The organism is Nocardia sp. CY15, assembly GCF_009829295.1.
Taxonomy (GTDB): Bacteria; Actinomycetota; Actinomycetes; order Mycobacteriales; family Mycobacteriaceae; genus Nocardia; species Nocardia sputi.
The window spans coordinates 31,051-56,634 of sequence record NZ_VUOT01000024.1 but is presented as its reverse complement, the minus strand read 5'-3'; the positions used below and the strand labels follow the sequence as shown (position 1 = coordinate 56,634).

Annotated in this window: 10 protein-coding genes; 4 read left to right on the top strand and 6 right to left on the bottom strand. The window is 68.2% G+C overall.

Annotated elements, in window-relative coordinates; genetic code table 11:
* Positions 1-885 precede the first annotated feature (885 nt).
* Together GVY39_RS23835 and GVY39_RS23830 are read left to right on the top strand one after the other, a co-directional pair.
* Entirely contained in the window at positions 886-1,113 is a 228-nt protein-coding gene (locus tag GVY39_RS23835) for a hypothetical protein (RefSeq protein ID WP_159928267.1), read from the top strand.
* Positions 1,110-1,850, top strand: a complete 741-nt coding sequence (locus GVY39_RS23830; protein ID WP_159928265.1) for an oxygenase MpaB family protein — start codon at positions 1,110-1,112, stop codon at positions 1,848-1,850. Before GVY39_RS23835 ends, GVY39_RS23830 begins: the two co-directional genes overlap by 4 nt.
* A gap of 313 nt (positions 1,851-2,163) precedes the next feature.
* Here the strand turns inward: GVY39_RS23830 and lipB are convergent, their stop codons facing one another.
* Positions 2,164-2,799, bottom strand: a complete 636-nt coding sequence (lipB, locus tag GVY39_RS23825) for a lipoyl(octanoyl) transferase LipB (RefSeq protein ID WP_159928263.1) — start codon at positions 2,797-2,799, stop codon at positions 2,164-2,166.
* Between the two features lie 180 nt (positions 2,800-2,979).
* Positions 2,980-4,083, bottom strand: a complete 1,104-nt coding sequence (locus GVY39_RS23820; protein ID WP_159928261.1) for a glutamate--cysteine ligase — start codon at positions 4,081-4,083, stop codon at positions 2,980-2,982.
* Positions 4,084-4,364: 281 nt separating this feature from the next.
* Between GVY39_RS23820 and GVY39_RS23815 the strand changes: the two genes are divergently transcribed.
* The gene (locus GVY39_RS23815) at positions 4,365-5,120 is read left to right on the top strand and encodes a ZIP family metal transporter (RefSeq protein WP_159928259.1); all 756 of its coding nucleotides are present in this window, start codon (positions 4,365-4,367) and stop codon (positions 5,118-5,120) included.
* A 14-nt stretch (positions 5,121-5,134) separates the two neighbouring features.
* On the opposite strand, the gene GVY39_RS23810 is transcribed toward GVY39_RS23815, so the two are convergent.
* A complete protein-coding gene (locus tag GVY39_RS23810) occupies positions 5,135-5,800 on the bottom strand; it encodes a hypothetical protein (protein ID WP_159928257.1) in 666 nt (221 codons plus the stop codon).
* A 158-nt stretch (positions 5,801-5,958) separates the two neighbouring features.
* Positions 5,959-6,900, bottom strand: coding sequence for an alpha/beta fold hydrolase (locus GVY39_RS23805; protein ID WP_159928255.1), 942 nt, complete (start codon positions 6,898-6,900; stop codon positions 5,959-5,961).
* Between the two features lie 404 nt (positions 6,901-7,304).
* On the opposite strand from GVY39_RS23805, the gene GVY39_RS23800 reads away from it, so the two are divergent.
* On the top strand, positions 7,305-8,516 hold the full coding sequence (locus GVY39_RS23800; RefSeq protein WP_159928253.1) for a cytochrome P450: 1,212 nt from the start codon (positions 7,305-7,307) through the stop codon (positions 8,514-8,516).
* 127 nt (positions 8,517-8,643) lie between these two features.
* Here GVY39_RS23800 and GVY39_RS23795 read toward each other — a convergent pair whose 3' ends face one another.
* Together GVY39_RS23795 and GVY39_RS23790 are read right to left on the bottom strand one after the other, a co-directional pair.
* On the bottom strand, positions 8,644-9,528 hold the full coding sequence (locus GVY39_RS23795) for an alpha/beta fold hydrolase (protein WP_159928251.1): 885 nt from the start codon (positions 9,526-9,528) through the stop codon (positions 8,644-8,646).
* Positions 9,529-9,799: 271 nt separating this feature from the next.
* Complete coding sequence (locus GVY39_RS23790; protein WP_159928249.1) at positions 9,800-25,336, bottom strand: non-ribosomal peptide synthetase; 15,537 nt, start codon at positions 25,334-25,336, stop codon at positions 9,800-9,802.
* Positions 25,337-25,584 lie beyond the last annotated feature (248 nt).

Genomic DNA, 25,584 nt, shown 5'->3' with positions numbered 1-25,584 from the left:
TCTTGGCGCCTGCGCCGCGTTCAGACGCCCAGGCAAGTGCGGCGCAGTGTTCCTGGCATCTCAACCTACCCGGTGAACAGGTGCTCGCAGGCCCGAATGCTGAACAAATAGCAACCGTCTGGCAAATTCGATGCGAAGTGCTGTCGAGTCGGTCGCCGGACGGGTGAGCGAAGACGGAACACGATCGAGGCGCGACCCCTCAGTGCCGGTGTGGCCAAATTTCGTGCCCGGTCCGCATGCTCGTCACCGGCAGTGCGGCACCCTTCTTAATCGCCCGAGCCCTACGCCGGGAGTTCGGATCCCAAACCATGGCCGCGGCCGCACCGCTGAGCAGAATCAGGACGATGGCAACGATTGCCACCCACAGCAGTACCACCGCTATTTCTCCGATCATTTCCGTCCGCTCCATATGGCACGTTATGCTCAGGCGGACAATTGATTTCGTACTTGTGAGCATTCTTCACACGCGCCGCCGACGCGAATCGACACGCGGATTCTGTGGTGTGACAGCACGCTGGACGCCGGGGTTTGGGATACGTCCGGTAACGCATAATGCCGCGATCGGACGGCGACCGGAAGCGTCGGTGTCAATGCCGAGATCGAGGATTTGATCGAGGATCGGTGCGAGTGCTATACGCGCATTTCGAGTCGGTGACGGGGCGGGGCCGGTTCGCCTACCGGCTCGAACTCACCCGCCATCCGCAATATTCCCGGGCAGGAATCTTCGACGGACCCGGGAGTCACCCTGCTGTGACACGGAGTTGTGGACCATGTCGCAAGTGGGCCGAATCCGGCAGTGGTCGGCCGTTCGAGTCCCATGCGACCTCGCGGAGGTGACTGATGAGATAATGGAACGTATACTTTCTCATACACTCAGGAGGTGTTGTGGGCGATCATATCGTGACCCGGAAAGTGTTGTATGACAACGAAGCCGGTGGTCCTGATACGAACCAGGCGGCATCTCGGCAGGGCGTGGGTCCAGGCGGGTACCTGGACGCCGCCCTCGTCCGCACCATCCTCGTCCCCGCCGCCATGCGGACAGCAGGAACCGCCAACTGGTGGGCGCCCGGTTGGATGGCGCCGGTCGTCGCTCGGGCAAGGCTGCGGGAATGAAAACCACGCCCTTGGAACGTGGTTCCCTTCTCGGTCGTTACCTCGGCGACCGCCGTTTCGCCCTCACTCTGCCCCGCGCGGTCGGGCTGCAAATACTGCACCCATCCGTCGCGGCTGCCATCGTCGATCACGCGCCGAGCAGTTTGTGGGCGCACAAGAAGCGGACGGTGTCGCGAATGATCTACCTCGCGTACACCCTGTGCGATCCGCACCCGGCGATCCTGTACGGGCACGGGGTGGTGCACGGCGTCGACAGCCGGGGCAAGCGCTACAGCGGCCTGACGCCCGAACTGTTCTTCTTCCAGCACGCCACCTACGTCGACACCCTGTACACGGCCATCGAAACCTTCGACCGCCCCCTGAGTGTCGACGAGAAGAAGGCGTTGTACGCCGATTGCTGCGAGTGGTATCGGCGGTACGGGATCTCGGCGCGGCACATGCCGCGGACCTGGGCGGACTTCGAGGACTACCTGGAATCGGTGTGCGCCACCGAACTGGCCGTCACCCCCGACACCGACAAGCTCGCGCCGCAACTGCTGCGGCCCGACGTCTGGTTGCCCCGCGCCCTTCCGGACTTCGCCGTGCGAACTCTGCTGCACGACCGAACCCGGCAACTCCTGCGAATCTCTTTGCAGCCCGGCGACCGGACCGCGACCGCCGCTTACGCGAAGGTCGTGAAGACGGGCACGCGCGCATTGACCTCCCGAGCGCGATTGGTGCCCGCGGCGCGCGCCTGACGCCTCGGTATCAGGACTGCCGACCTCTACCGGCCGGGTTCTCGGATGGTTCGGCCGATCAGATGTGGCGGGATGTCCGTCGCGACTCCTACGATGCCCGCCGTGGAAACTGCGCAGCTCATCCCTGGCTCTCGCCTGCAAGGTCGCTGCGCTGCACCGGGTACCGACCCCGTGGTTCTCCTATATCGCTGAAACCGCGGTGCCGACCTTCATCGCTGCTGCCGTGTGGAGGTACGGAAGTATCCGCAGACCGGGCGCAGACGTGCCGGGATATCGTCTTCGGCGGTCGGTGAATCGTTCGCGAACTCTGCGGTCAGCTCGCTTCGAAGGCGGTGGCGACGGTCCGGCGCACTTGCTCCATGGTCGTTGTCCCGGATTCGCGCGCGACGGAGGTCATGTCGACGTCGGGGAGTCCGCAGGCCACAGCCCAGCGCCAGGGGTCGAGATCACCGTCCACATTGAGTGCGAAGCCGTGGCTGGTGATACCACGGCTCTGGCGCATGCCGATGGAGACGATCTTGCGGTCGGTCTGCTTGGTCCACACGCCGGTGAGCAGTTCGGAGCCGGGTGGGGTGTCGCGGCGTTCGGCGGGAACACCGAGGCGGCCGAGTGCCTCGATCAGGCGGAACTCGACCTCACGGATGTAGTCGACCACCCCTTCGCCTGCGCCGAGCCGGACGATGAGATAGCCGACCAGCTGACCGGGTCCGTGGTAGGTGAGCTGGCCCCCGCGAGTGGTCTGCACTACCGGGATGTGGTGGGCCGGGTCCGGCAGGTGTTCTCGTGGCGTCCGGCGACCAATGGTGTAGACCGGCGGATGACTCAGTAGCCACAGCGTATCCGGCCGCGCGCCGCTGTGGCGCTGCTCGACCAGTTCGGTCATGCGCTCCATGGCCTTGTCGTAGTCGACGAGGTCGTCCTGGATCAGAGTCAGCGGCCGGGACTGCATGCTCCGACGATATCGCGCTCCCTCGCCGGGCGGCGGCGCCAGGGGAGAGGACGAGCACGGGCCGGTCGGCGTCGACGAGTGCGCCGCGAAGGTGCGGTTCGATGACACCGGCACCATTCGAGCGCCGGCCGGATCCGCCATCAGCTGTCCGCCGATGACCGTCGAGCTGGGACGGGCTGCTCAAGCGCATCCCTCGAGGGTCGCGTGTGCCAGTTCCGCGACCACGTCCGCGATTTCGTGGCGGGCGCGCCTGGCTCGGATCTGACGCCGGGCGCCGTTGCCACGCGCGTCCAGAGCCACGATCGCCCGCGCGACGAAGGCGTGGTCACCGGACTCCCGGAGCGCGGGCTCGATGTGACCGACGAGTTTGTCCAGCAAGTCGCGGTGGGGGACTACCCGGCCTTCGAGCGGGTCGAGTCCGCCGCCGTCCAGCCCCGACCGCGCGGCGTTCCAGTAGGCGGCGCGAAGTACTTCGGCCGGGATGGGCGGGGCGGGCTCACCCCGTTCGATCGATCGCAAGCCCGTGGCGACGGTAGCCCTGATCAGCGCGGCGAGGAGTGCGGCTTCCTCCGCGGTGGCGGGGACGTCGCTGACGCGAATCTCCACCGTGGGGAAGGATTCCGAGGGCCGGATGTCCCAGTACACCATCTTGTTGTCCAGGATGCTGCCGCTGGCCCGCATCATCGCCACGATCGAGTCGTAGTCGTCGACGGAAGCGAAGTACGGAGGTGGTCCCGCGCTCGGCCAGCGCCGCCACAATATGCTGCGCCAACTCGCGTACCCGGTCTCGCTGCCACGGTAGATCGCGGAGTTGGCGGTCAACGCCAGGAACACCGGCAACCACGGGCGCACGTAATTGCCGACGAGGATCGCGGTGTCCCGGTCGGGGACACCCACATGCACGTGACAGCCGCACAATCCTTGCTCATGGGCGATCATGCCGAAGGTGTCGGCGATCCGCCGGTATCGAGGCGTGTCGGTGACCGGGAACTCCTCGGGCACCGTCGGGGGCACCGCGACGGCGAGCAGTCGAGCGTCGTTGTCGGCCGCGCATTCGGCGACGGTCCTGCGCAGCGTGCGCAACTCCGTGAGTAGGTCGCCGATATCGGAGTGGACACCGCTACTGGTCTCCACCTGACAGCTGGTCAGTTCCAGTTGCAGGTCGATGTCCGCCTTCTTCGCCGCTTCGGCGACCTGGGTGTTCTTGGGCGTCGGGGCGCCTGTTTCCGGATCGGTCAGCAGGAATTCCTCTTCGACACCGACAGTCGGTACATGGGTATCCATGGTCGTGGTCGCTCCCTTCTGCCAACTGTCCGGCGCGCGCGCCGACGATGCGAACGAATGTGATCGGACCGTACCCCCGGTTCGAACGGCCAAACAGGCAGCGGCGGATGGTCGTGCCACTGATCTGCCACGTCGCCGACACGGGCGGGGCAGCCCGGGTCGCCACGCGCACGAGTGAGGATCGTCCCGGTTGCGAGCGTGGACGTTTGGGATCGGGGCGGTCGGATAGCTCGTAGTGAGCGTGGTTTCGGTTGTCACCGTGTGTGGATGAGGGATGAAGAGTGCCTGGAGTATTGGTCGCGGGTGGCTGGGGGTTGCTGGCGGGATCAGCGTTGCTGATCGGAGCGCTGGCGGGCCTTTCGAAGCGGATCCCGGCACGAGTGGTGGCCGGTGTCATGGCTTTCGGCAGCGGCGTGCTGTTGTCGGCGGTGTCGTTCGAGTTGATCGCCGAAGCCCACGAACGCGGCGGGATGGCCGTGACCGCCGCGGGCGCTGTGACGGGGGCAGTGCTGTACACCCTGGCGAATGTGGTGCTCGCGCGTCGCGGTGCGCATCACCGGAAACGCTCGGGTGATCAGCAACCTTCCGAAGCCGAGCAATCCGGTTCCGGCACCGCGATCGCGTTGGGCGCGCTGCTGGACGGGATACCGGAGTCGATGGTGATCGGCACCAGCCTCGTCGGCGGCGGCACGGTGAGTGTGGTCACGGTGGCCGCGGTGTTCATCAGCAACGTTCCCGAAGGCCTGTCCAGTGCTTCGGGAATGCTGCGAGCCGGACGCAGCCGCGGATACGTGTTCACCCTGTGGGGAGGGATCGCGGTGATCAGCGCGGTCGCGGCCATGACCGGGTACGGGCTGCTCGGCGGGGTCCCCGCCGCCGTGCTGGCCGCGATCACCGCGCTCGCGGGCGGAGCGATCCTGGCGATGATCGCCGACACGATGATCCCCGAAGCATTAGGCGACGCACACCTGTGGATCGGATTGATCATCGTGGCAGGATTCCTCGCCGCGTTCGGGCTGTCCCAAGTCCAGCCCTGACCGGTGCCGCGTGCTCAGACCAGGGCGGCTCGGGTCCGCGCATAGGCGATGACCTCCTGTGCGTGAGCCGAGTCGTCGTTGTCCGCGCGGCCTTGGCGCAGGTGGTGTATCGCGTCGTCGAGTTCTGGTCCTGGTCCGCGTTCGGCGAGCAGGACTGTGACGGCCTCCCAGGTCTGTATCCGCGGGTCGGGCCGAGAGCAGAGTTCGTCGAGGTAGCGACCGGGCTCCACGAGTCGGAGCGCTCTGCGCGCGTATGCGTGCACGCGCGAGGGCAGTTCGCTGCGAATGGCGTCGATGTCGGTCTGCAGCACGTGTTGGCCCGGTTGAGCCGGGTCCAGGCGCAGAGACCACGGCGTGGTCAGCCGGTCGGGTAGGGGATGGGTGTCGATGAGGTCGGGGCCGGTGGCTTTCTCCAACGGTGTGGGCGGTAGGCCCCGTCGTGCGTTGCGCCAGTTGCAGTATTCCCACCAGGCGGTCGGTGTGGCGTTCAGGTCCAAGCCGAAGCTGAGCACTTGCTGTCCGCTGACCCATGTGCGGGTGACCCTGGTGCGGCCGACGGAGGCGACACCGCCGGGCTCGACCCGTATCCAGGTGGGGTCGGCGCCGTCGAACCCGTACTGCTGTAGCAGTTTTCCTGTTTCACGCAGCAGGCGGCGCAGTGCCGAATCGGGTGAGACCATGTCGGCAGACTAGCGACGCGCGCTGACACGGCCGAGCCGCAGTATTCGCGTCCCGTCGACCAGCGGGCGGGTTGACGGCAGTCCCCGATCCGCCAACCCTGACAACCGGACGAATCCGGCGTTCTGTTCCGGTGCTCGGCTGCTCCCGTTCGTGGTGATCAGTTCAGGAAGGTCGTGATCCGGGGGATCGCCGCGGCGGGACAGTCCTCGTGCACGGTGTGGCCGCAGCCGGGGAAGATAACCGCTTCGGCATGGGGGATTCGGTCGGCCAGGCGGGTCGCCTGGGAGGACGGCAGCCATTGGTCGTCGCCGCCCCAGATCACCAGGGTGGGTGCGCTCACCTGGTGCAGTCCGGCGTCGGTGCGGCGGTAGTCGAGATTTCGCCACAGGGCTAGGAAACCGTCGCGGTTGGCGGGCCGCGAGAACGGCTCGTAGAACTCATCGATCAGTTCGTCGGTGACGAGCTCCTGGTGGGTGAACGTACCGCGGATGCTCTCGGCGTAGAGCGACCGGGTCATGAGGTCGGTGGTCAGTTCACCGATCACCGGGGTTTGGAACAAGGGTGTGATCGGCGCCTTCTCGGCGTCCAGCCCGGGGGAGTCCAAGAGCACCAGCCGCTCGACGCGTTCGGGATGCTGTTCGGCGAAGTACAGGCTCCAGGCTCCACCCCAGGAGTGCCCGACCAGCGCGGCGCGATGCAAGCCGACGGCGTCGAGGAAGCTCGCGATGGCGTCCGCCATGGCGGGCAGGTCGAAGGCGAACTCGGCGCTGCGTGATTCGGTGTAGCCCTGGCTGGGCAGGTCCACTACGTAGACGGTGTGCCGCAGGGCGAGCGCGGGGGCCACCTCTCGCCAAGAGTAGCCCCACAAGCCGCCACCGGCGATCAGTACGACGGGCGATCCGCTACCGGAAACCGTGTAGTGGAATCGAGCGAGATCGGTTTCGGCATATCGTGATTCGACACCCGTCAGGTATCGGGAGGGCAGGTCCGACCTCGGCGGCTCCCAGGCGTTGGCGACCGGAACAGTCGGCGCGAACAGCGCGGTCATGGTGGCGGCGAGGGCAAGGGCCGAGCGGGGGAACCGGATCTTGGTTCGCATGGGGCACTCCTTGGCAGGTGGATGTCTTCGATCAGAGGACGAGACAGCCACCGCCGACGTGATGGTATGTGGCCTGTTTCACCACTCGCGCCGCCCAAGGCCGGGCTGAGCGAGTTTCGCGCTGCGGGTGGTCGGGCTCCTAGCGCGTATGCACGTCGTCGCGGGCGACGGTTCGTGCGCTGGCAGTTCGGCACGGGCGCCAGGGGGATGCCGAGTGTGAAGGCTCCGGCGACGCCGAACGTGATCTCGATGATGCCATCCATCGGTTTTGTGCCGCGAAATTGCGTTCCGAGGCAGAGGAATTCGGTTCGGATGAGGCGACGCGGAGCGGCGGTCCACACTACTTGGCGCCGCAACCGACCCGGCTGCGTGCGCGCCACCTGTTCGCGATCCTGGGAGACAGCATGACCGAGGCCGTGATCCAGCTGCCCACCGCTGGAGAATCCATCTTCGACACCTATGAGCGAATCCGTGTACGTGGGCAGGTGGTTCCGATCGAACTGCCCGGCGCGGTCGAGGCGTGGCTCGCGGTCGGTCACGAAGCGGTCGGTGAAGTCCTCGCCGGCGACGGCACGCTGTTCAGCAAGAACGCCCGCAACTGCCCCGCGTTGCACGATGGGACCATCCCGGCGGACTGGCCCCTGCGCGCGCTGACCGACATCGACCACATGCTCAACAAGGACGGGGACGATCACCGCCGGTTGCGCAGGGCGATCGGCCAAGCGTTCACCCCCGGCCGAGTGGCCGCGCTGGAACCGCGAATCCGGCAGATCACCAGCGAACTCCTCGATGAGCTGCGTGATCACGACACCGAGATCGATCTGGTGCCCCACTTCACAACACCCTTACCGGTGCGCGTGATCTGCGAACTGTTCGGTGTGCCCGCGGCCGAACAAGCACAGATCCGGCGCTGGGCCACGACGGTCGTGGCACACACCAGCACAGGGGACGAGACGAAGGCCGCCGTGGAGGGAATGCTGGCCTATCTCACCGAACTTCTCGACCGCAAGCGGCGCTCACCCGGTGACGACCTGACCTCGGCCCTGCTGCGGGCCGACGTCGAGAACGGTTTGAGCGAGGAGGAACTGGTTCAAACGTTGTGGCTGGTGATCATCGCCGGACATGAGACGACAGTGCACTTGCTGGGGAACGCGGTCATCGCGTTGTGCACCCATCCCGGGCAACTCGCCAAAGCCCGCGCCGAGGATCGGTGGACGGATGTCGTGGAGGAGGCACTGCGTTTCCGTTCCTCGGCATGCGTGATGTTCAACCGCTACGCGCTACGGGACGTCAGCATCGCCGGGGTCGACATCCCTGCGGGCGCCATCGTCGGGTGGTTCGCCGGAGTCGGACGGGATCTGCGACGGTATCCCGACGCCGATGTCTTCGACATCGATCACGATCATCGCGACCAACTGGCCTTCGGCCACGGGCCGCACTTCTGCCTCGGCGCGCCGCTGGCACGACTGGAAACCCGAATCGCGCTGTCCGCGCTGTTCGACACGTTCCCGCGCCTGAGCCTCGCATGTGATCCCGCCCTGATCCCGCACAGCCCACAGTTCATCACCAGCGGTCCCCTCACTCTTCCGGTGCTGCTCGAACCTCCCGCGAACTGACCTCACCGCACAGAAAGGTCCGGGCACTTCGCTCGAGGCCGTCGCGACTCGCGGAACCCCTGCCGGTCAGGCGGGGACGGCGCTCGCACACTGCTGAACACAGTGCGCGGGCGCCTCCGGTCGCGCTCTACGACGGCGCTGTCATCCTGGTGATCTCGCGGACGATCAGGTCCGGCTCGGTGAGGGGGACGTAGTGGCCGGAGTGTTCGGCGATGACGTGACGGCCCTGGTGCGCTCGTGCGGCGCGGTGGGCGTGGGAGGCGATGGCCTCGGCGCGGATGGCGGCGTTCATCCCGTCGCCGACGCGCCCGCCGGAGATGACGGTGACCGGAATCGACCCGTGGTCGGGCGGGTTGTCGCGCCAGGTGGCGAGCTCGTCGAGGAAGGTACGGGCCTGGTGCCGCTGGGTGCGCAGCACGCCGGAAGTGAATCCCTCTCGCCGCAGGTCACGGCGAACATCGGCCGGGATGTCGCGCAGGTGCCTTCGAAACAGCACTTTGGTCAGCCCCAGCGGCGTGAGGACGGTTCCGACACCGAGCGCGATGCGCTCGCCTCGGCGGAAGCTGCGGCTGAACAGCACATCGGCCGCTTCGTCGGCGGGGTCGACCAGTATCAGGCCTGCGATCCGATCGGGGCGACGGGCGGCGGCGAGGCGCACGATCGGGCCGCCGGCACTGTGGCCGACAAGGATGAACGGTCCCGGCTCGAAGTGGTCGAGCACGTCGTTGAGATCGTCGGCCATGCGATGCAAAGTGCGGCCCGCCGAGTCGGGCGCACTGCGGCCGAGGCCGGAGCGGTCGTACACGATCGCTCGCGTGAAACGGGCAACTTCCGGTTGCACCTTGGCCCACGACGATCGGCTCGTGCCGGCCCCGGCCTCGAATACGACGGTGGGCGTGGTGGTATCGGTGACGGAGCGTGGATCAGGCAACACCATCGTGAACAGTCGGCGCCCGCCCCGGGTGGCGACCCAGTCCGCGATGCCTTGCGTGTGTTGGGCGGTATCCGTCATTCCTACCTTCTTCGGTGGGTTGCTCGCGCCGGTCGCCAGGGCGTGGTGTCCAGGGGATACGGGCGGCGCTCGGTCATCGAATCCGCTGGGGCTTCGAGTGATCGGCCGTCCGATACCCTTCGGCGACTCGGCTGCGGTGGCAACTGCGTTCCGGTAGCTCTGTCGAGAACAGGGTAGTTGCCGGGCACACGCGACGGTGAAGCCCAACGGCTACACCGTCCGCGAGCCACCTCGCCGCACCGATGTTCGTATGCATACGTCACCGGTACGCTTACGAAGACTCCTCGTAACCCCGACGAATCCGCCCCTCCTGCCATGCCTTTGTCAGGACGTCGGCGATCTGGGCCAATCCCCTCGCGGTGGTCATCTGCCAGTGCGTGGTGGAAACCGCGTGGTTGTGTACGGCCCCGTCGACGATGTCACCCCAAATCGTCGCTCCGACGCGACCTGTCGGGTCGTCCAGGGCGGCGGTGAAATAGAGGACGTCGCCGTGGTAGATCGGCGGGTGGTACGCACTGCGCAGCATCACGGATTGCACGGCGGCGTCGAGTATTCGGCCCACTCGGTCGGAGCCGAAGGAGGCGAACGGTTCGGGCAGCTGCGTCAATCGCTGCGGGAGAGCGGCCCAATCCATGTCGGAGGCGGCGCCGAGATCCCCCGCGGCTTCACCGAGCAGGCCGCCGATGAGTTCGGCGACCGGTACCTGCCCGGCGTCGGTGACCACGGTGCCGGGCGGATCGGCCATGTAACTGTCCATCACCGCCAGCAGCGCGACCCGCTCGCCACCGCGCTGCAATTGCACCGCGATCTCGTGCGCGAGGACGCCGCCGAAGGACCACCCCAGCAAGTGATAAGGCCCGTGCGGTTGCACCGATCGAATCAACTCGACGTAGCGGGTCGCCCATTCCTCGATCGAATCCGGCATCGCGGCGGCGGTGGCCAGCACCGGAGTCTGCAACCCGTAGATGGGTCGTTCGGGGTCCAGGTAGGCGGCCAGTCCCGCGTAGGACCAGGAGATGCCGGAGACCGGGTGCACGCAGAACAGCGGCGCGGCCGAGCCCGCGGGACGCAACGGCAGCAGCATGTCGAACGCCGCCTCCGTTTCCAGGCTGCCGGCGGCGCGACGGGCGAGGTCGGCGACCAATCCGCTGGGCGTCGGCGTCGTGAACACCCGCATCACCGGCACCTTCGTGCCCAGCACGGTCGACAGCCGCGCGGTGAGCTTCGCGGCGATCAGCGAGTTGCCGCCGTGCTCGAAGAAGTTGTCGTCCATACCGAATCGGTCGAGGCCCAGCACCTCGGCGAAGGCGCCCGCCACGGATTGCTCCACCGGCGTGGCGGGCGCGCGGTATACCCGCGCACGGAACGCGGGGGCGGGCAGCGCACGACGGTCGAGCTTTCCGTTGTCCGTCAACGGGATGGTATCGAGCACCACGATCGCGGCGGGCACCATGAAAGCGGTCAGGAATTCGGTGACCCGGGTGCGGAGGTCGGCCGGGTCGAGGCGCGCGCCCGCCTCGGGCAGAACGTATCCGACCAGCTGATCCCCCAGCACGGGGTCGGTCCGCACCGCCGCGACAGCCTGACTCACCCCCTCGCACCGCAGCAGCGCCGTCTCGATCTCTCCGAGTTCGATCCGGAACCCGCGCAGCTGCACCTGCTGGTCGCCACGCCCCGTATAGGCCAGTCCGGACCCCACCCAGCGGGCGAGATCGCCCGATCGGTACATCCGCGAACCGGGTGGCCCGAACGGGTTCGCCACGAACCGGGTCGCCGTCAGGCCGGACCGACCCAGATAACCCCGCGACACCTGACCACCGGCGACATAGATTTCTCCGGAGGTTCCCCGCGGCACCGGATGCAGCCGCTGATCGAGCACATAGGTGTCGAGGCCGGGCAGGGCACGGCCGACGAGGGCAGCCGGACTGTCGATCAAGTCTTCGCCGATCGGCAGGAACGACACGTGCACGGTGGTCTCGGTGATGCCGTACATGTTGACCAGCCGCGGCGCGTTGCCGGGGTGGCGTTCGTACCAGCGCCGCAGCTGCCGCAGATCCAGTGCCTCGCCGCCGAAGATCACATAGCGCAGCGCCGACCCGCCGGTCGCGGCGTCCCGGTCGATGTCCACGAGCTGGTAGAACGCCGAGGGTGTCTGGTTCAACACCGTCACCTGCTCGCGAATCAGCAGCTCCCGAAACGCTTCCGGGGCACGCGAGGTGGCGTAGTCGACGATCACGACGCTGCCTCCGGTCGCCAGCGCGCACCACAACTCCCACACCGAGAAGTCGAACGCGAAGGAATGGAACAACGTCCACACGTCGTGCTCGTCGAACCCGAACAACGGCCGGGTGGTGGTGAACAACTCCACCGCGTTGCGGTGTGTGACACCGACGCCCTTCGGCACACCCGTGGAACCGGAGGTATAGATGACGTAGGCGAGATGGTCCGGCCGCAGCGGCGCCGCGCGCTCGGCGTCCGTGACCGGATCATCCGGGAACCCTTCCGCCCGCTCCAGCAGCACGACCGGAAGGTCGTTGTCCGGCAGGCCGGATCGTTGCGCGGCTGTGGTCAGTACGCACACCGGCGTCGCATCGTCCAGCACGAACGCCAGCCGCTGCGCCGGGTAGGTGAGATCGATCGGCAGGTAGGCCGCACCTGCCGCCAGCACGCCGAGCAACGCGGCCGGCAGTTCCTCCGTCCGTGCCACAGCGACAGCGACAACGGATTCCGGCCCCGCACCCGCCGCGATCAACGCGCGGGCGATCCGATTCGCGTGCCGGTGCAACGCATCGAAGCTCACCGTGGCCTGGTCGAATCGGATGGCGGTGGCATCGGGTCGCCGCCGCGCCTGCTCGCCGACCAGCTCCGGCAGCGTCGCAGCGGGCGCCGCGACGCGGGCCGCCGCGTCCTCGCCGAGCAGGATCGCGCGTTCGGACGCGCTGAGCAGATCGATGTCGCCCACCGGCACGGTGGGATCGGCGGCCACCGCCGCCAGGATGCGACCGAAGCGCTCCGCGAAGCGCGCTACGGTCTCGTCGTCGAAGAGGTCGCTGGCGAAGGAGAATTCCGCGTACAGTCCTACGTCGTGGCCGGAGTCGGCATGCAGCGCCGCGGTGTTCTCCCGGAGGCTGAGCGACAGATCGAACTTCGCGGTGCCGACCTCGAAGTCGACTTGCTCCAAACGCATTTCGGGCAGGTCGAATCGCTGTTCGGGCAGATTGTCGAAGCTCAGCGACACCTGGAACAGCGGGTGTCTGGCGGTCGAGCGTTGCGGGTTGAGCAGTTCCACCAGGCGTTCGAAGGGCAGGTCCGCGTGGGCGAATGCCCGCAGGTCCGTCGTTCTGGTCCGGGCGAGCAGTTCCGCGAAGGACGATTCGCCCGGCACCTGCGTGCGCAGCACGAGAGTGTTGACGAACATGCCGATCAAGTCGTCGAACTCGGGCTCGCCGCGTCCCGCCACCGGCGTGCCGACCACGACATCGTCTGTGCCGGACAGCCGCGCGAGCAGGACCGCGAAGGCCGCGTGCACGACCATGAACAGCGTCACGTTCTGGTCCCTGGCCAGGGACCGCAACTGCCGATACAGCTCGGCGTCGACCGTGAAGCCGACGCGGCGACCGGCGAAGGTCTGCACCGGGGGCCGGGGACGGTCGGTCGGTAGCGGCAGTTCGTCGGGCAGTCCCGCCAGCGCCGAGCGCCAGAATCCGATCTGCTCGCAAAGGGGGCTGTCCGGGTCGTCCTCCGAGCCGAGCACGTCGCGTTGCCACAGACCGTAATCCGCGTATTGGAGCGGGAGCGGCGCCCAGTCGGGCGCGACCCCAGCCACGCGCGCGGTGTAGGCGAGCATCACGTCCCGGGTCAGCGGCCCCATCGACCATCCGTCGGCGCTGATGTGATGGGCGACGAAGACCAGGACGTGTTCCTCCTCGGACAACCGCAGCAGCGCGGCGCGCAACGGGAGTTCGACGGTGACGTCGAAACCTCTCCGGACGACCGCGTGGACTCGCTCGGCGAGTTCATCCGGGCTGATCCGCACGGGCAGCAGATCGAGCGGAACGTCGGAGGCTTCGAGCACCCGCTGCACCGGACCCGCGGGAGTCTGCGGGTAGACCGTACGCAACGTCTCGTGGCGGCCCACGACATCGAGGACGGCTTGCCCGAGGGCAGCCGGGTCGAGCCGGCCGACGAGCCGGACGGCGACCGGGATGTTGTCGACGGCGGAGGCGGTGTCGAACTGGTTGAGCAACCACATTCGTTGCTGGGCGAGCGACAGCGGAATCTGTTCCGATCGTGGGCCTGCCGCCGGCGTACGACGGCCCACTGCTCCCGCGTGGCGTTCGGACCGCGAGGCCAGCCCGGCCACCGTGGACGCCTCGAACAGGGCGCGCACCGGGACCGATGTCCCCAGTGCGGCGCCGAGCCGGGCCGCGACCTGTGTGGCCAGCAGCGAATTGCCGCCGAGGGCGAAGAAGTCGTCCTCGGCCCCCACCTGGTCGACGCCGAGCACGTCACCGTAGATACCGGCGACGATCTCCTCGATCGGCGTGGACGGCGCCCGGTAGACCGCGGGCGCGACCTCCGGTGCGGGAAGGGCGGATCGGTCGAGTTTGCCGTTGACGGTGAGCGGCAACCCGTCCAGCACGACGAACGCCGACGGCACCATGTACGACGGCAGCAGGGCGGCGAGCATCGTCCGCACCCGGGCGGGGTCGAGTTTCGCCGAGGCCTCCGACGGCACCAGATAGGCGACCAGGCGGTCACCGGCCTGAGCGTCGGTCCACGCGGTCACCACCGCCTGTCCGATCTCGGGGAGGCCGCGCAGGGTGGTCTCGATCTCTCCGGGTTCGACGCGGAAGCCACGGATCTTGACCTGGAAGTCGCTGCGGCCCCGGTATTCCAAGACGCCGTCGCGATTCCACACGGCCAGGTCGCCGGTGCGATACATGCGCTCACCGGTGCCGAAGGGGTCGGCGATGAACCGCTCCGCGGTCACCGTCGCCTGTCCGCGATAGCCGCGCGCCAATTGCGAACCCGCCAGATACAGTTCGCCCACGACACCGTCGGGCACCGGTTGGAGACGATCATCGAGCACGTACACCCGGTTGTTCCACTCCGGGACGCCGATGGGCACGCTCGCCTCGTCGCTCGTGACGACCCGGTGGCTGGTGATCGAGACCGCCGCCTCGGTCGGCCCGTACAGATTGAACAGTTCGGTGCGCGGATGTTCCCGGCGCAACCGCTGCGCGAGTCCGGCGGGCAGCGCCTCACCGATGGCCAGTACCCGCCACAGCGAATCGGGTAGCCCGACCGTGAGCAGAGCCTCCAGCATCGACGGCACGGCGTGCAGGGTGGTCACCCATTCCCTGGCCACCAGATCGGCGAGATAGGCCGGATCGCGGTGTCCGTCGGGTGCGGCGATGACCAGCCGCCCGCCGCAGGCCGCCGCCGACCAGAATTCCCACACCGACAGGTCGAACGTCGCCGCGGTCTTCAGCAGTATCGCGTCGGCGGCGTCGAGGCCGAACTCCAGGATCTTCCACTGCAATTGATTGGCGATCGCGGCGTGCGGCACCGCGACGCCCTTCGGACGACCGGTGGAGCCCGAGGTGAAGATCACGTACGCCAAGTGCTCCGGTCGCAGCGGGATGATGCGCTCGGCATCGGAGACCGATGTCGCGTCGAGTCCGGCGAGATCGAGTTCGGGCAGGCGCAGCACCGGCGCGACATCCGTGTCGAATCGTGTTCCGGCCAGCACACAGACCGGGTCGGCCGCCTCCAGGACATAGCGGACGCGTTCGGCGGGCTGATCCGGGTCCACCGGCACGTACGCGGCGCCCGACTTGGCCGTCGCGTACATCGCCACGACCAGGTCCACCGACCGCGGCAACGCGAGCGCCACCCGGTGCTCCGGACCGACGCCTCGCGAGATGAGATACCGCGCGAGTCGATTGGCGCGCGCATCCAGTTCGGCATAGGTCAGCTCGGTGGCGCCTTCCGGCGCGTCGGCGACCAAGGCGACGGCATCCGGCGAATTCGCCACGGTGGCGTCGAACAGCGAAACCAGTGTCGCCGAGGCGTCGACCGGCCGCTGGGTGGTGTTGCGCCGCCACAGGATCTCCGCGCGCTCCGCCTCGTCGAGGATGTCGATCTCGGCGACCGCGGTCTTCGGAGTACGCGCGACCGTCTCCAGCACCCGCGACAGTCGCGCGACGATGTCACGCGCTGTCGAGGCGTCGAAGAGGTCGGCGGCGTAGGTCAGGAAGCCGTGGATACCGGCCGCGGCGCCGGACTCGGCATAGGTGTCGGTGACGATCAGGTGCAGGTCGAATTGCGACAGACCGGTGTCCGGATCCACGGCGGAAACCGTCAGACCCGGCAGCTCGAGGATGGCCTCGGACAGGTTCTGGAATGAGAAACCCACTTGGAACAGCGGGTGGCGGGCGGTGGAGCGAACCGGATCGAGCACTTCGACCAGCCGCTCGAACGGCACATCGCCGTGGGCGAACGCCTGAATGTCGGTATCGCGTTGCCGAGCCAGCAGTTCGGTGAACGGTTCACCGCCGTCGATCCGGGTGCGAAAGACCAGAGTGTTGACGAACATGCCGATGAGGTCGTCCAGCACGGCTTCACCACGGCCCGCGATCGGGGTACCGATGGCGACGTCGTCGGTCCGACCCAGCCGGGACAGCAGCACCGCGAAGGCGGTGTGCACCACCATGAACAGCGTCGCGCCGTGGTCGTGGGCCAGGTCGGCGAGGGCCTGATGGGTTGCCGCGTCGACGTGGACCGCCACCTTGCCGCCGGCGAAGGACTGCACGGCCGGACGCGGCCGGTCGGTGGGCAGATCCAGCTGATCGGGCAGGCCGGCCAGGGCGTGACGCCAGTAGGCGATCTGCTCGGCGGCCAGGGAGTCCGCGTCGCTTTCCGAACCGAGGAGTTCGTGCTGCCAGATGCTGTAGTCGGCATATTGCACGGGCAGCGGCGTCCAGTTCGGCGCCGCACCCGCCGCGCGTGCGCCGTAGGCGACCATCAGGTCTGTGGTCAACGGACGCAGGGAGAAGCCGTCGGCGCTGATGTGGTGCACCACCAAGGCGAGCACGTGCTCGGTGGGGCCGGGTCGGTCCACCTCGGCGACACGGAACAGCGCCACCGCGACGGGAACTTCCACGGTTACGTCGAAGGTGCTCGAAAGGAAGTCGCCGACAACGGCTTCCACGTCACCAGCCGCCACCGTGCGAACCTCGAACCGCGGCGTGGCTCGCTCCGGTGCGAGGATCACTTGCGTGGGCCCGTGCGCGGTCTGCGGGTAGACGGTGCGGAGGATTTCGTGCCTGGTGACCACGTCCACGATGGCGGCGCGCAACGCGTCCACATCGAGCGCTCCCGTCAGCCGCACCGCCATCGGAACGTTGTAGGCCGCCGATCGGGTGTCGAACTGGTTGAGGAACCACATCCGTTGCTGCGCCGAGGACAGCGGAACATGCTCGGGCCGCCGGTGGGCGGTGAGCGGTCGCCGCCCGCCGGAGCCCGCGTACCCGGCCAGCCGGGCGGCCAGGGCAGCGACGGTCGACGCCTCGAACAGCATCCGAACCGGCACCTGGGCCTCCAGCACCGTGCCGAGCCGGGCCGCGGCCTGGGTGGCGAGCAGCGAGTTGCCGCCGAGGCGGAAGAAATCGTCGTCGGCGCCGAGTCGCCGGGTGGTGCGCAGCAGGTCGGCGAACACGTCGGCGACGGCCTGTTCGAGCGGCCCCGACGGCGGCCGGAACGGGGCGTTGGGCAGCCGCGGCTCCGGCAGCGCGCGCCGGTCCAGCTTGCCGACCGGAGTCAACGGGATCTCGTCGAGTACGACGACGGCCGTCGGCACCATGTGGGCGGGCAGTGTGCGCCCCACTTCGTCGACGAGTGCACCGGTGTCGATGGACGCGTCCGGCGCGGGCAGCACGTAGGACACGAGGATGGTCGCACCGGCATCGGTTTCCCGCCCGACCGTGACCGCGAAATCGATGTCCGGACGGCGGGACAGCACGGCATCGATCTCTCCGAGCTCGATCCGGAAACCGCGGACCTTCACCTGGAAGTCGTTGCGGCCGACGTAATCCAGGACGGTCTGCTCGCCGGTTCGGCGACGGCGCACGACATCGCCGGTCCGGTACAGCCGCGCGCCGGGCGGACCGTAAGGGTCGGCGACGAACCGGGCCGCGGTGAGCGCGAAGCGGTCGTGGTAGCCGCGCGCGAGCTGGCCGCCAGCGAGATACAGTTCGCCGGCGACGCCGTCGGGGACCGGGCGCAGCCTGCCGTCGAGCACCAGCGCGCGCATGCCCCGGATCGGCCCGCCGATCGTCACCGGTTCGTCGGGCGACAGCGGATCGCTGATATTGGTCATGATCGTGGTCTCGGTCGGCCCGTAGCCGTTGTAGAACTCGCGGGTCCGCCTGCCGGAGATCGGCTGCACCCAGCGTCGCACCAGCTCCGGCGGGCAGGCCTCGCCACCGGCGATCACCACCCGCAGCCGGTCCGGTCCGGCCGGATCCATCGATGCCAACGCCGCGGGCGTGACGAAGGCGTGGGTCACCCGTTCACGGCGCAGCACCGCGGTCAGATCGTCGCCGCCGTAGACGGTCGGTGCGACCACCACCATGGTCGCCGCGCCCCCGACGGCCAGCAGCAACTCCAGCACCGATGCGTCGAAGGACGGCGAGGCGAAATGCAGTGTGCGCGAAGCGCTTGTCACGCGATAACGCTGGCGCTGCTCCGCGCAGAAGCTGGGCAGCCCGGTGTGGGTGACCACCACACCCTTCGGTGTGCCCGTGGAGCCGGAGGTGTAGATGACGTAGGCGGGGTGCTCCGGACGGAGCGGTCGCGTCCGGTCCCGGTCGGTCACCGGGTCGGTGCTCTGTTCCCCGAGTCCGCGCGTGAACTCGGCGCTGTCGATGACCAGCCACTCCACCCGCTCGTCGGGTAGGTCGCCGCGCACCGCGCCGACGGTCAGGCCGAGTACCGGGCGCGCGTCCGACACCATGTGCGTCACCCGCTCGCGCGGATAGTTCGGGTCGACCGGGACGAAACCCGCACCGGTCTTCGCCACGGCCCATACCGCGAGCACCGACTCCGGTGACCGCGGAATGCCCACGGCCACGAGATCTTCGGGCCCGATGCCACGCGCGATCAACGCCCGCGCCAATCGTGTGGACTGCTCGTCGAGTTCGACGTAATCCAGTTGGTCATGCGTTTGGGAGCCGTCGGCGAAGATCACCGCGACACCGTCGGGGTTCTCCTCCGCGGCGGCGGTCAGCAGGTCCGGCAGCAGCGCGACGGCAGCGGGCTCGACCCGGTTCGGTGGCACTGTCGCAGGGCCCCCGGACACCGCGCGCCGGGCCTCTTCCGGCTCGAGGATGTCGATGTCCCATACCGCCGTCGACGGTTCCTCCGCCGCCGCACTCAGGATGCGCGCGAATCGGGTAAGGAAGGAGCGGATGGTCGATTCCTCGTAAATGTCGGTGGCGTAAGCGAATACGACGTCCATCTCGCCGATTCCGTGGGCGGCGTGCCGGGGTTCGATGAGCACTTGCAAGTCGAATTTGGCGGTGACCTCTCCGGTGTCCAGTGCGGTGACGGTCAGATCGGGCAGCTGCAAGGTGGGTTGCTCGATGTTCTGGAACGACAGCATCACCTGGATGAGCGGATCGGCCACAGCGCTGCGGGCGGGAGCGACTTCTTCCGCCACCCGCTCGAAGGGGATGTCCGCGTTGCCGAAGGCCGAAAGAGCCGCTTCGCGGGAGCGTTCGACGAGGTCGTGGAAGGTTGCCGCGTGATCGGCCACGACGCGCAGCGCGAGGGTGTTGACGAACATCCCGACGAGGTCGTCGAGTGCTCGTTCGCCGCGTCCGGCGATGGGGGTTCCGATGACGATGTCGGTGCCGCCGGACAGGCGTGCCAGCAGTGCGGCGAGAGCCGCGTGGACCACCATGAACAGGCTCGCGTTGTGCTCGCGCGCGATCCCGGCCAGCCGTTCATGCACCTGTGCCGGGATGGTGACCGCCGTCGCCGCGCCACGCGTCGACGGCGTGCCGGGACGGGGGCGGTCGGTGGGCAGCTCCAGCGGCCCGGAGAGCCCGGCCAGCTGCTCGCGCCAGTACGACAACTGCGCCGCGGCAACCGAAGACGGATCGCTGTCGGAGCCGATCACGGCGTGCTGCCACAGGGCGAAGTCGGCGTATTGCACCGGCAATGGCGACCATGACGGCGCGCCGCCGCCGGTGCGGGCGAGGTAGGCGGTGGCCAGATCGCGGGCGAGCGGGACGAGAGACGACCCGTCGGCCGAGATGTGGTGCACCACCAAGACCAGCAGATGTTCGTCGCCGGAGCTGAACAGCCGCAGCCGAATCGGCGCGGACGCCGTCACGTCGAATCCGGTGGACATCAATCCGGTCACCATGTCCGCGACGCCGGTGGCGCCGAACTCGACTACCAGTCCATCCGGGAGTACGGCGTCGACCGGCAGGATCTCCTGGTACGGCAGCCCCTCCGGGTCGGCTGGGTAGCGGGTGCGCAGCGCCTCGTGCCGCACCAGCACGTCGACCACCGCCTGATGCAGTGCGGGCTGGTCGAGGGCGCCGGTCAGCCGCAGGGCGAAGGGCATGTTGTAGGCGGGGGAATCCGGATCGATACGGTTGAGCAACCACATCCGCTGCTGCGCGAGGGAGAGCGGGACCCGCTCCGGTCGAACCGAACGAACGAGCGCGGGCCGGGCGGGCGCGCCGTGAGCGGCGACCCGGGCGGCGAGAGCGGAAACCCGGGTCGCCTCGAACAGATCACGCACCGTGACCCGCGCGTTCAAAGCTTCGTTGACGCGCGCGACGGCTCGGGTGGCCAGCAGCGAGTTGCCGCCGAGCGCGAAGAAATCGTCGTCGAGACCCGCCCGGTCGACGCCGAGCAGATCGGCGAACACCTGAGCGATCGCCTGCTCGACAGGCGTGCGGGGGGCACGGAACTCCTCGGCCTCGAATACGGGTTCCGGTAGTGCCCTGCGATCGAGTTTGCCGCTGGTGTTCAGCGGCAGCTCCGCCAAAGCGACCACCGCGGAGGGAATCATGTACGCGGGCAGCACCGCGGCGACCGCCGCGAGCAGGTTTCCCTGGTCGATGACCTCGCCCGGTCGGGGGACGGCGTAGGCCACCAACCGGTCGCCCAGAGGCGCTGCCACCACCGCCGCGACCGCCTGGCTGACCGACGGTTGCGCGAGGAGGGCGGTCTCGATCTCGCCGAGCTCGATGCGCTGGCCGCGGAATTTGACTTGGGAGTCGGTGCGGGCCAGATATTCCAGTCGTTGTGAACGGCCCGCGTTCGGTGCGCGCCACACGACCAGGTCGCCGGTGCGGTACATCCTGCTTGCGGCCCGGAAGGGGTTGGCGACGAACCGGGTGGCGGTCTGCGCGGACTGGCCGACGTAGCCGCGGGCGAGCTGCTCTCCGGCGAGATACAGCTCGCCGGGCACGCCGGCGGGCACCGGTCGCAGTCGCGCGTCCAGCACGTAGACCTGCGTGTTCCATTGGGGTGTGCCGATCGGCACCGCCGGTTCCTCGGCGGCGCCCGCGGGCCAGGACGTGACCGAGACCGCGGCCTCGGTGGGACCGTAGAGGTTGTGCACCCGTGCGCCGGTGACCGCGCCGACCGCGTGCACGGTTCGCGGTGGCAGGGCTTCGCCGATCACGAGCACCTCCCGCAGCGTGGGCAGGGATCCGGCGGGCAGGTGCGCGGCGAACTCCGTGAGCATGGAGGGCACGAAGTCGGTGACAGTGACCCTCTCCGCGCCAATGGTTTCGGCGAGATATGCCGGGTCGCGGTGTCCGTCGTGATCGGCGACGACGAGTTTCGCGCCCGACCGCAGCGGCATGAGGTAACCCCACAACGAGACGTCGAAGGTCGTCGCGGTCTTCTGCAGGTACGCATCTCCCGGGCCCATCGGATAGTGGGCGAGCATCCACGCGATCTGGTTGTCGATCGCCTGATGCGAGACCATCACGCCTTTCGGCCGTCCGGTGGAGCCGGAGGTGAAGATGACGTACGCCGGTTGCTGGGGAAGGACGGGGCGCAGCAGTTCACCGGCATCGACCGCCGTGCCCGGCAGCAGTTCGGTCCGGACGGTGTCCAGATACAGCACCGGCATGTGCGGCGGTATCGGCACCGCATCGGTGGTGCTGCTGAGTACGCACACCGGTTCGGCGGTGTCGAGGACGTGTCCGATGCGTTCGGCGGGGTGATCGGGGTCGACCGGCACGAACGCCCCACCCGCGGTGAGGATCGCGTACATGCCGACGACCAGATCCACCGAACGCCGAACCGCCAGTCCCACCAGCGATTCCGAGCCGACACCGTGGCCGATGAGCACTCGCGCGAGCTGGTTGACCCGCTCATCGAACTCGCGATAGGTCAACTCCTGCTTCGCGTCCGCGATGGCCACCGCATCGGCGTGCCGCGCGACAGCGCGCCGGTATCCGTCGAGCAACGGCCCAGGGGTGATCGGATAGCGCGTGTCGTTCCAGTCGCGCAGGATCGTGGTGCGTTCCTCCGCGTCGAGCAGCTCGATGTCTCCCACCACACGATCCGCCGACTCGGCCACGGCGGCGAGGATCGCGCGGTATCGCCGGGCGAATCCGGCGACGGTGGCTTCGTCGAACAGGTCCGTGCAGTAGGTGAACCCCGCCGCGATCCCCAGCGGGGTGCGGTTGTCTTCGCGCGGCAGCATGGTCAGCTCGAGATCGAACTTCGCCACCGGCACCGGCACGTCCACCGCCGAAACCGTCAGCGCGGGCAGTTCCAGCGTCGAGGGCGCGAAATTGTGGAAGGTGAGCATCACTTGGAACAGCGGGTGATGCGCGCTCGACCGCACCGGATCCAGCAACTCCACCAGACGTTCGAACGGCACCTCGGCATGCCCGAACGCTTCGATGTCGTCGCCGCGCACCTGCTCGAGCAGGTCGGCGAAGCCGCGGCCGGGGTCGATCTCGGTGCGCAAGACCAAGGTGTTGACGAACATGCCGATCAAGTCGGACACCGCGGCGTCACCGCGACCGGCCACCGGCGTGCCGACGGTGATGTCACGCGTGTTCGACAACCGTGCCAGCAGCACCGCGAAGGCGGCGTGCGCGACCATGAACAGCGTGGCGTCATACCGGCGCGCGAGGCGGATCAGCGCCGCGTGCGTGGGCGCGTCGATCGTGAACTCGTAGCTCGCGCCGCGCCCGGAGAACACCGCGGGGCGTGGCCGGTCCGCGGGCAGATCCAGCCGCTCGGGCAGGTCGGCCAGCCGCTGGCGCCAATACCCGATCTGGCGGGCGAGGATCGAATCCGGGTCTGTCTCGTCCCCGAGCATCTCCCGCTGCCACAGCGTGTAGTCCGCGTACTGCAGCGGCAGCGCCGCCCAGCCTGGGGCCGCGCCGGCCGCCCGGGCAGCATAGGCGGTCATCAGGTCGCGGGTCAGCGGCCCCATCGAGGAACCATCGCCCGCGATGTGATGGACCACGCACACCAGCACGTGGTCGCTGTCGTTCAGTCGCAACAGCCGCACCCGCAGCGGCGGCGCCACCGTCACATCGAAGCTTTCGCTTATCGCCGACAGCGTGTTCTGGGGTATCTCGGCCTCGCCGATCTCCCACACCGTCAGCTCCCGGACCGCCAGCGGGTCCGAAATCGCATGCACCCGTTGGCTACCGGAACCGTCGTGCTCCGGGTAGCTGGTACGCAGCACCTCGTGCCGCTCGACCAGATCATCGATCGCCGCCCGCAGAGCAGCGACATCCAGCCGCCCACGCAGACGCACCACAAGCGGGATGTTGTCGGTCGCACTCGCCGGGTCGAACCGGTTGAGAAACCACATCCGCTGCTGCGCATAGGACAACGGCACCCGCTCGGGTCGCGGCATCGGCCGCGGCGCCGAATCGGACCGTTCGGTCAGCTCGGTGAGCCGTTCGGCCAGTTTCGCCACCGCCGAGGCCTCGAACAGCAACGTGACCGGTACCCGCACACCCAACTCCGCACCGATACGCGCCGCGGCCTGCGTGGCCAGCAGCGAGTTGCCACCGAGTTCGAAGAAGTCGTCGTCGACGCCGACCCGGCCGGCATGGTCACCGCCCTGCGGCAGCAGCACGGCGGTGAAGGTTTCGGCGACCAACCGCTCGGTCGCTGTGGTGGGCGCCCGGAATTGCCGTGCGGCGAGCACCGGTTGCGGTAATGCGGCGCGATCGAGTTTGCCGACGGGGGTGAGCGGCAGATCGTCGAGCACGGTGATCGCACCCGGGATCATGTACACGGGCAGCGTTCGTGCGACGAATTCGAGGAGGTCGGTGGTGTCCACCCCGACCCGGCCACCGGCCGGATTCTCCGCGGACACATGGCGCGGCAGCACATAAGACACCAGCGTTTGCGCCCCCGAGGGCAGTGTCATCCCGAGCGTGACCGCATAGTCGACGTCCGGATGCGCGGTCAACGCGGTGTCGATCTCGCCCGGCTCGATCCGCAAGCCGCGGATCTTGACCTGGAAGTCCACTCGGCCGTGATATTCCAGCATCCCCGCCGTGGTGCGCCGCACCAGATCACCCGTGCGGTACATACGGCCGCCGGCTGCCGCGGTGAACGGGTTGGCCACGAATCGTTGCGCGGTCAACCCGGGACGCCGCAGATAACCTTCGGCCAGTGCGGGTCCGGACAGATACAACTCACCGACCACTCCCGGCGGCACCAGACGTAATCGCGCATCGAGGACATGCGCGCCCAGCCCTGGGACCGGCGTGCCGATATGCGGCGAGTCGTCCACGGCGAGCGCCGCGGTGCCGGTCGCGACGACCGTGGTCTCGGTCGGGCCGTACAAGATATGGAACGCCCGGCGCTGCGCCCACCTCGCGACCAGTTCGCCACCGACCCGCTCACCGCCACACAAGATCGCGCGAAGGTCGTCGAGCCCCGCCGGGTCCAGCGATTCCAACGCCGCCGGGGTGATGCACAGATGCGTAACCCGCTCCCGCCGCAGCAGGTCGGCCAGCTCCACACCCCCGAACACCGTCGGCGGCGCCACCACCAGCGTCGCGCCCGCCGAGAACGCCAGCAGTATCTCGACCACCGAGAAATCGAAACTGGGAGAACACAAGTGCGTCACCCGCGATCCCCGCGTCACTTGCCGTGCGGTGACCTCGTGCTGAACCAGACCCGCCAGACCGGCATGAGTGACCGCGACCCCCTTAGGCCTGCCCGTCGACCCGGAGGTGTAGATGACGTACGCCACATGCTGCTCGGTCAACGGCCGCAGTCGGTCCAGATAGGAAATCGAATGCGCCGGCTCGGCGGCGATTCGCTCCCTGTGTACGGCGGCATCGAGTTCGACCCACTCAACAGCACCAACCGGTAGCCCAGCCCGGTCCGCCGCGACGGTCACACCCAGCACGGCGCCGGAATCCGCGAGCATGTGCGAAACACGCTCCGCTGGATGACCCGGGTCGACCGGCAGGTAGGCCGCGCCCGTCTTCGCCACCGCCCACACCGCCAGCACCGACTCCACCGACCGCGTCAGAGCTACCGCTACGACGTCACCCGGCCCCGCCCCGAACTCGATCAGGTAGCGAGCGAGCCGCGAAGACTCCTCGTCCAGCTCTCGGTAGGTCAGCTGGCGCTGATCAACCGGGTCCCCGCTCGGATTGAACCGAAGCGCGACCGCGTCGAACGCCGTATCGACCGCCGCCGTCAGCAATTGCGGGAACAGGCGATTGCGTGATCGGGAATGGTGGACGCGACGTGCGGAACGGCGTGTTGCGGTCATGCGGTGGGGTCACTCTCTACATCGAGCAAAATGCGCCCCGGCAATGAAGCAGCAAGCAAGGCCTCGAATGCTCGAACCCATGACCGGAGCGTGCGGTCGGACCTTAGCGAACGACGAGTGGATCGACCTGCCGTCATTGGGAAGCCATCGGTGCCGCTGGATCGACCGCACGCCGAGCAACGTCAGCCGCGCCGGCTCCTCGGTGGTGTTGTCGCCGGGCCAACTCCTGGCTACGCCGGTCGGCCGTC

What these genes read in the sequence shown, in the direction of transcription:
- GVY39_RS23830 (WP_159928265.1), top strand. Translation starts at nt 1,110, where the DNA reads ATGAAAACCACGCCCTTGGAACGTGGTTCCCTTCTCGGTCGTTACCTC.
- lipB (WP_159928263.1), bottom strand. Translation starts at nt 2,799, where the DNA reads ATGCAGTCCCGGCCGCTGACTCTGATCCAGGACGACCTCGTCGACTAC.
- GVY39_RS23820 (WP_159928261.1), bottom strand. Translation starts at nt 4,083, where the DNA reads ATGGATACCCATGTACCGACTGTCGGTGTCGAAGAGGAATTCCTGCTG.
- GVY39_RS23810 (WP_159928257.1), bottom strand. Translation starts at nt 5,800, where the DNA reads ATGGTCTCACCCGATTCGGCACTGCGCCGCCTGCTGCGTGAAACAGGA.
- GVY39_RS23805 (WP_159928255.1), bottom strand. Translation starts at nt 6,900, where the DNA reads ATGCGAACCAAGATCCGGTTCCCCCGCTCGGCCCTTGCCCTCGCCGCC.
- GVY39_RS23800 (WP_159928253.1), top strand. Translation starts at nt 7,305, where the DNA reads ATGACCGAGGCCGTGATCCAGCTGCCCACCGCTGGAGAATCCATCTTC.
- GVY39_RS23795 (WP_159928251.1), bottom strand. Translation starts at nt 9,528, where the DNA reads ATGACGGATACCGCCCAACACACGCAAGGCATCGCGGACTGGGTCGCC.
- GVY39_RS23790 (WP_159928249.1), bottom strand. Translation starts at nt 25,336, where the DNA reads ATGACCGCAACACGCCGTTCCGCACGTCGCGTCCACCATTCCCGATCA.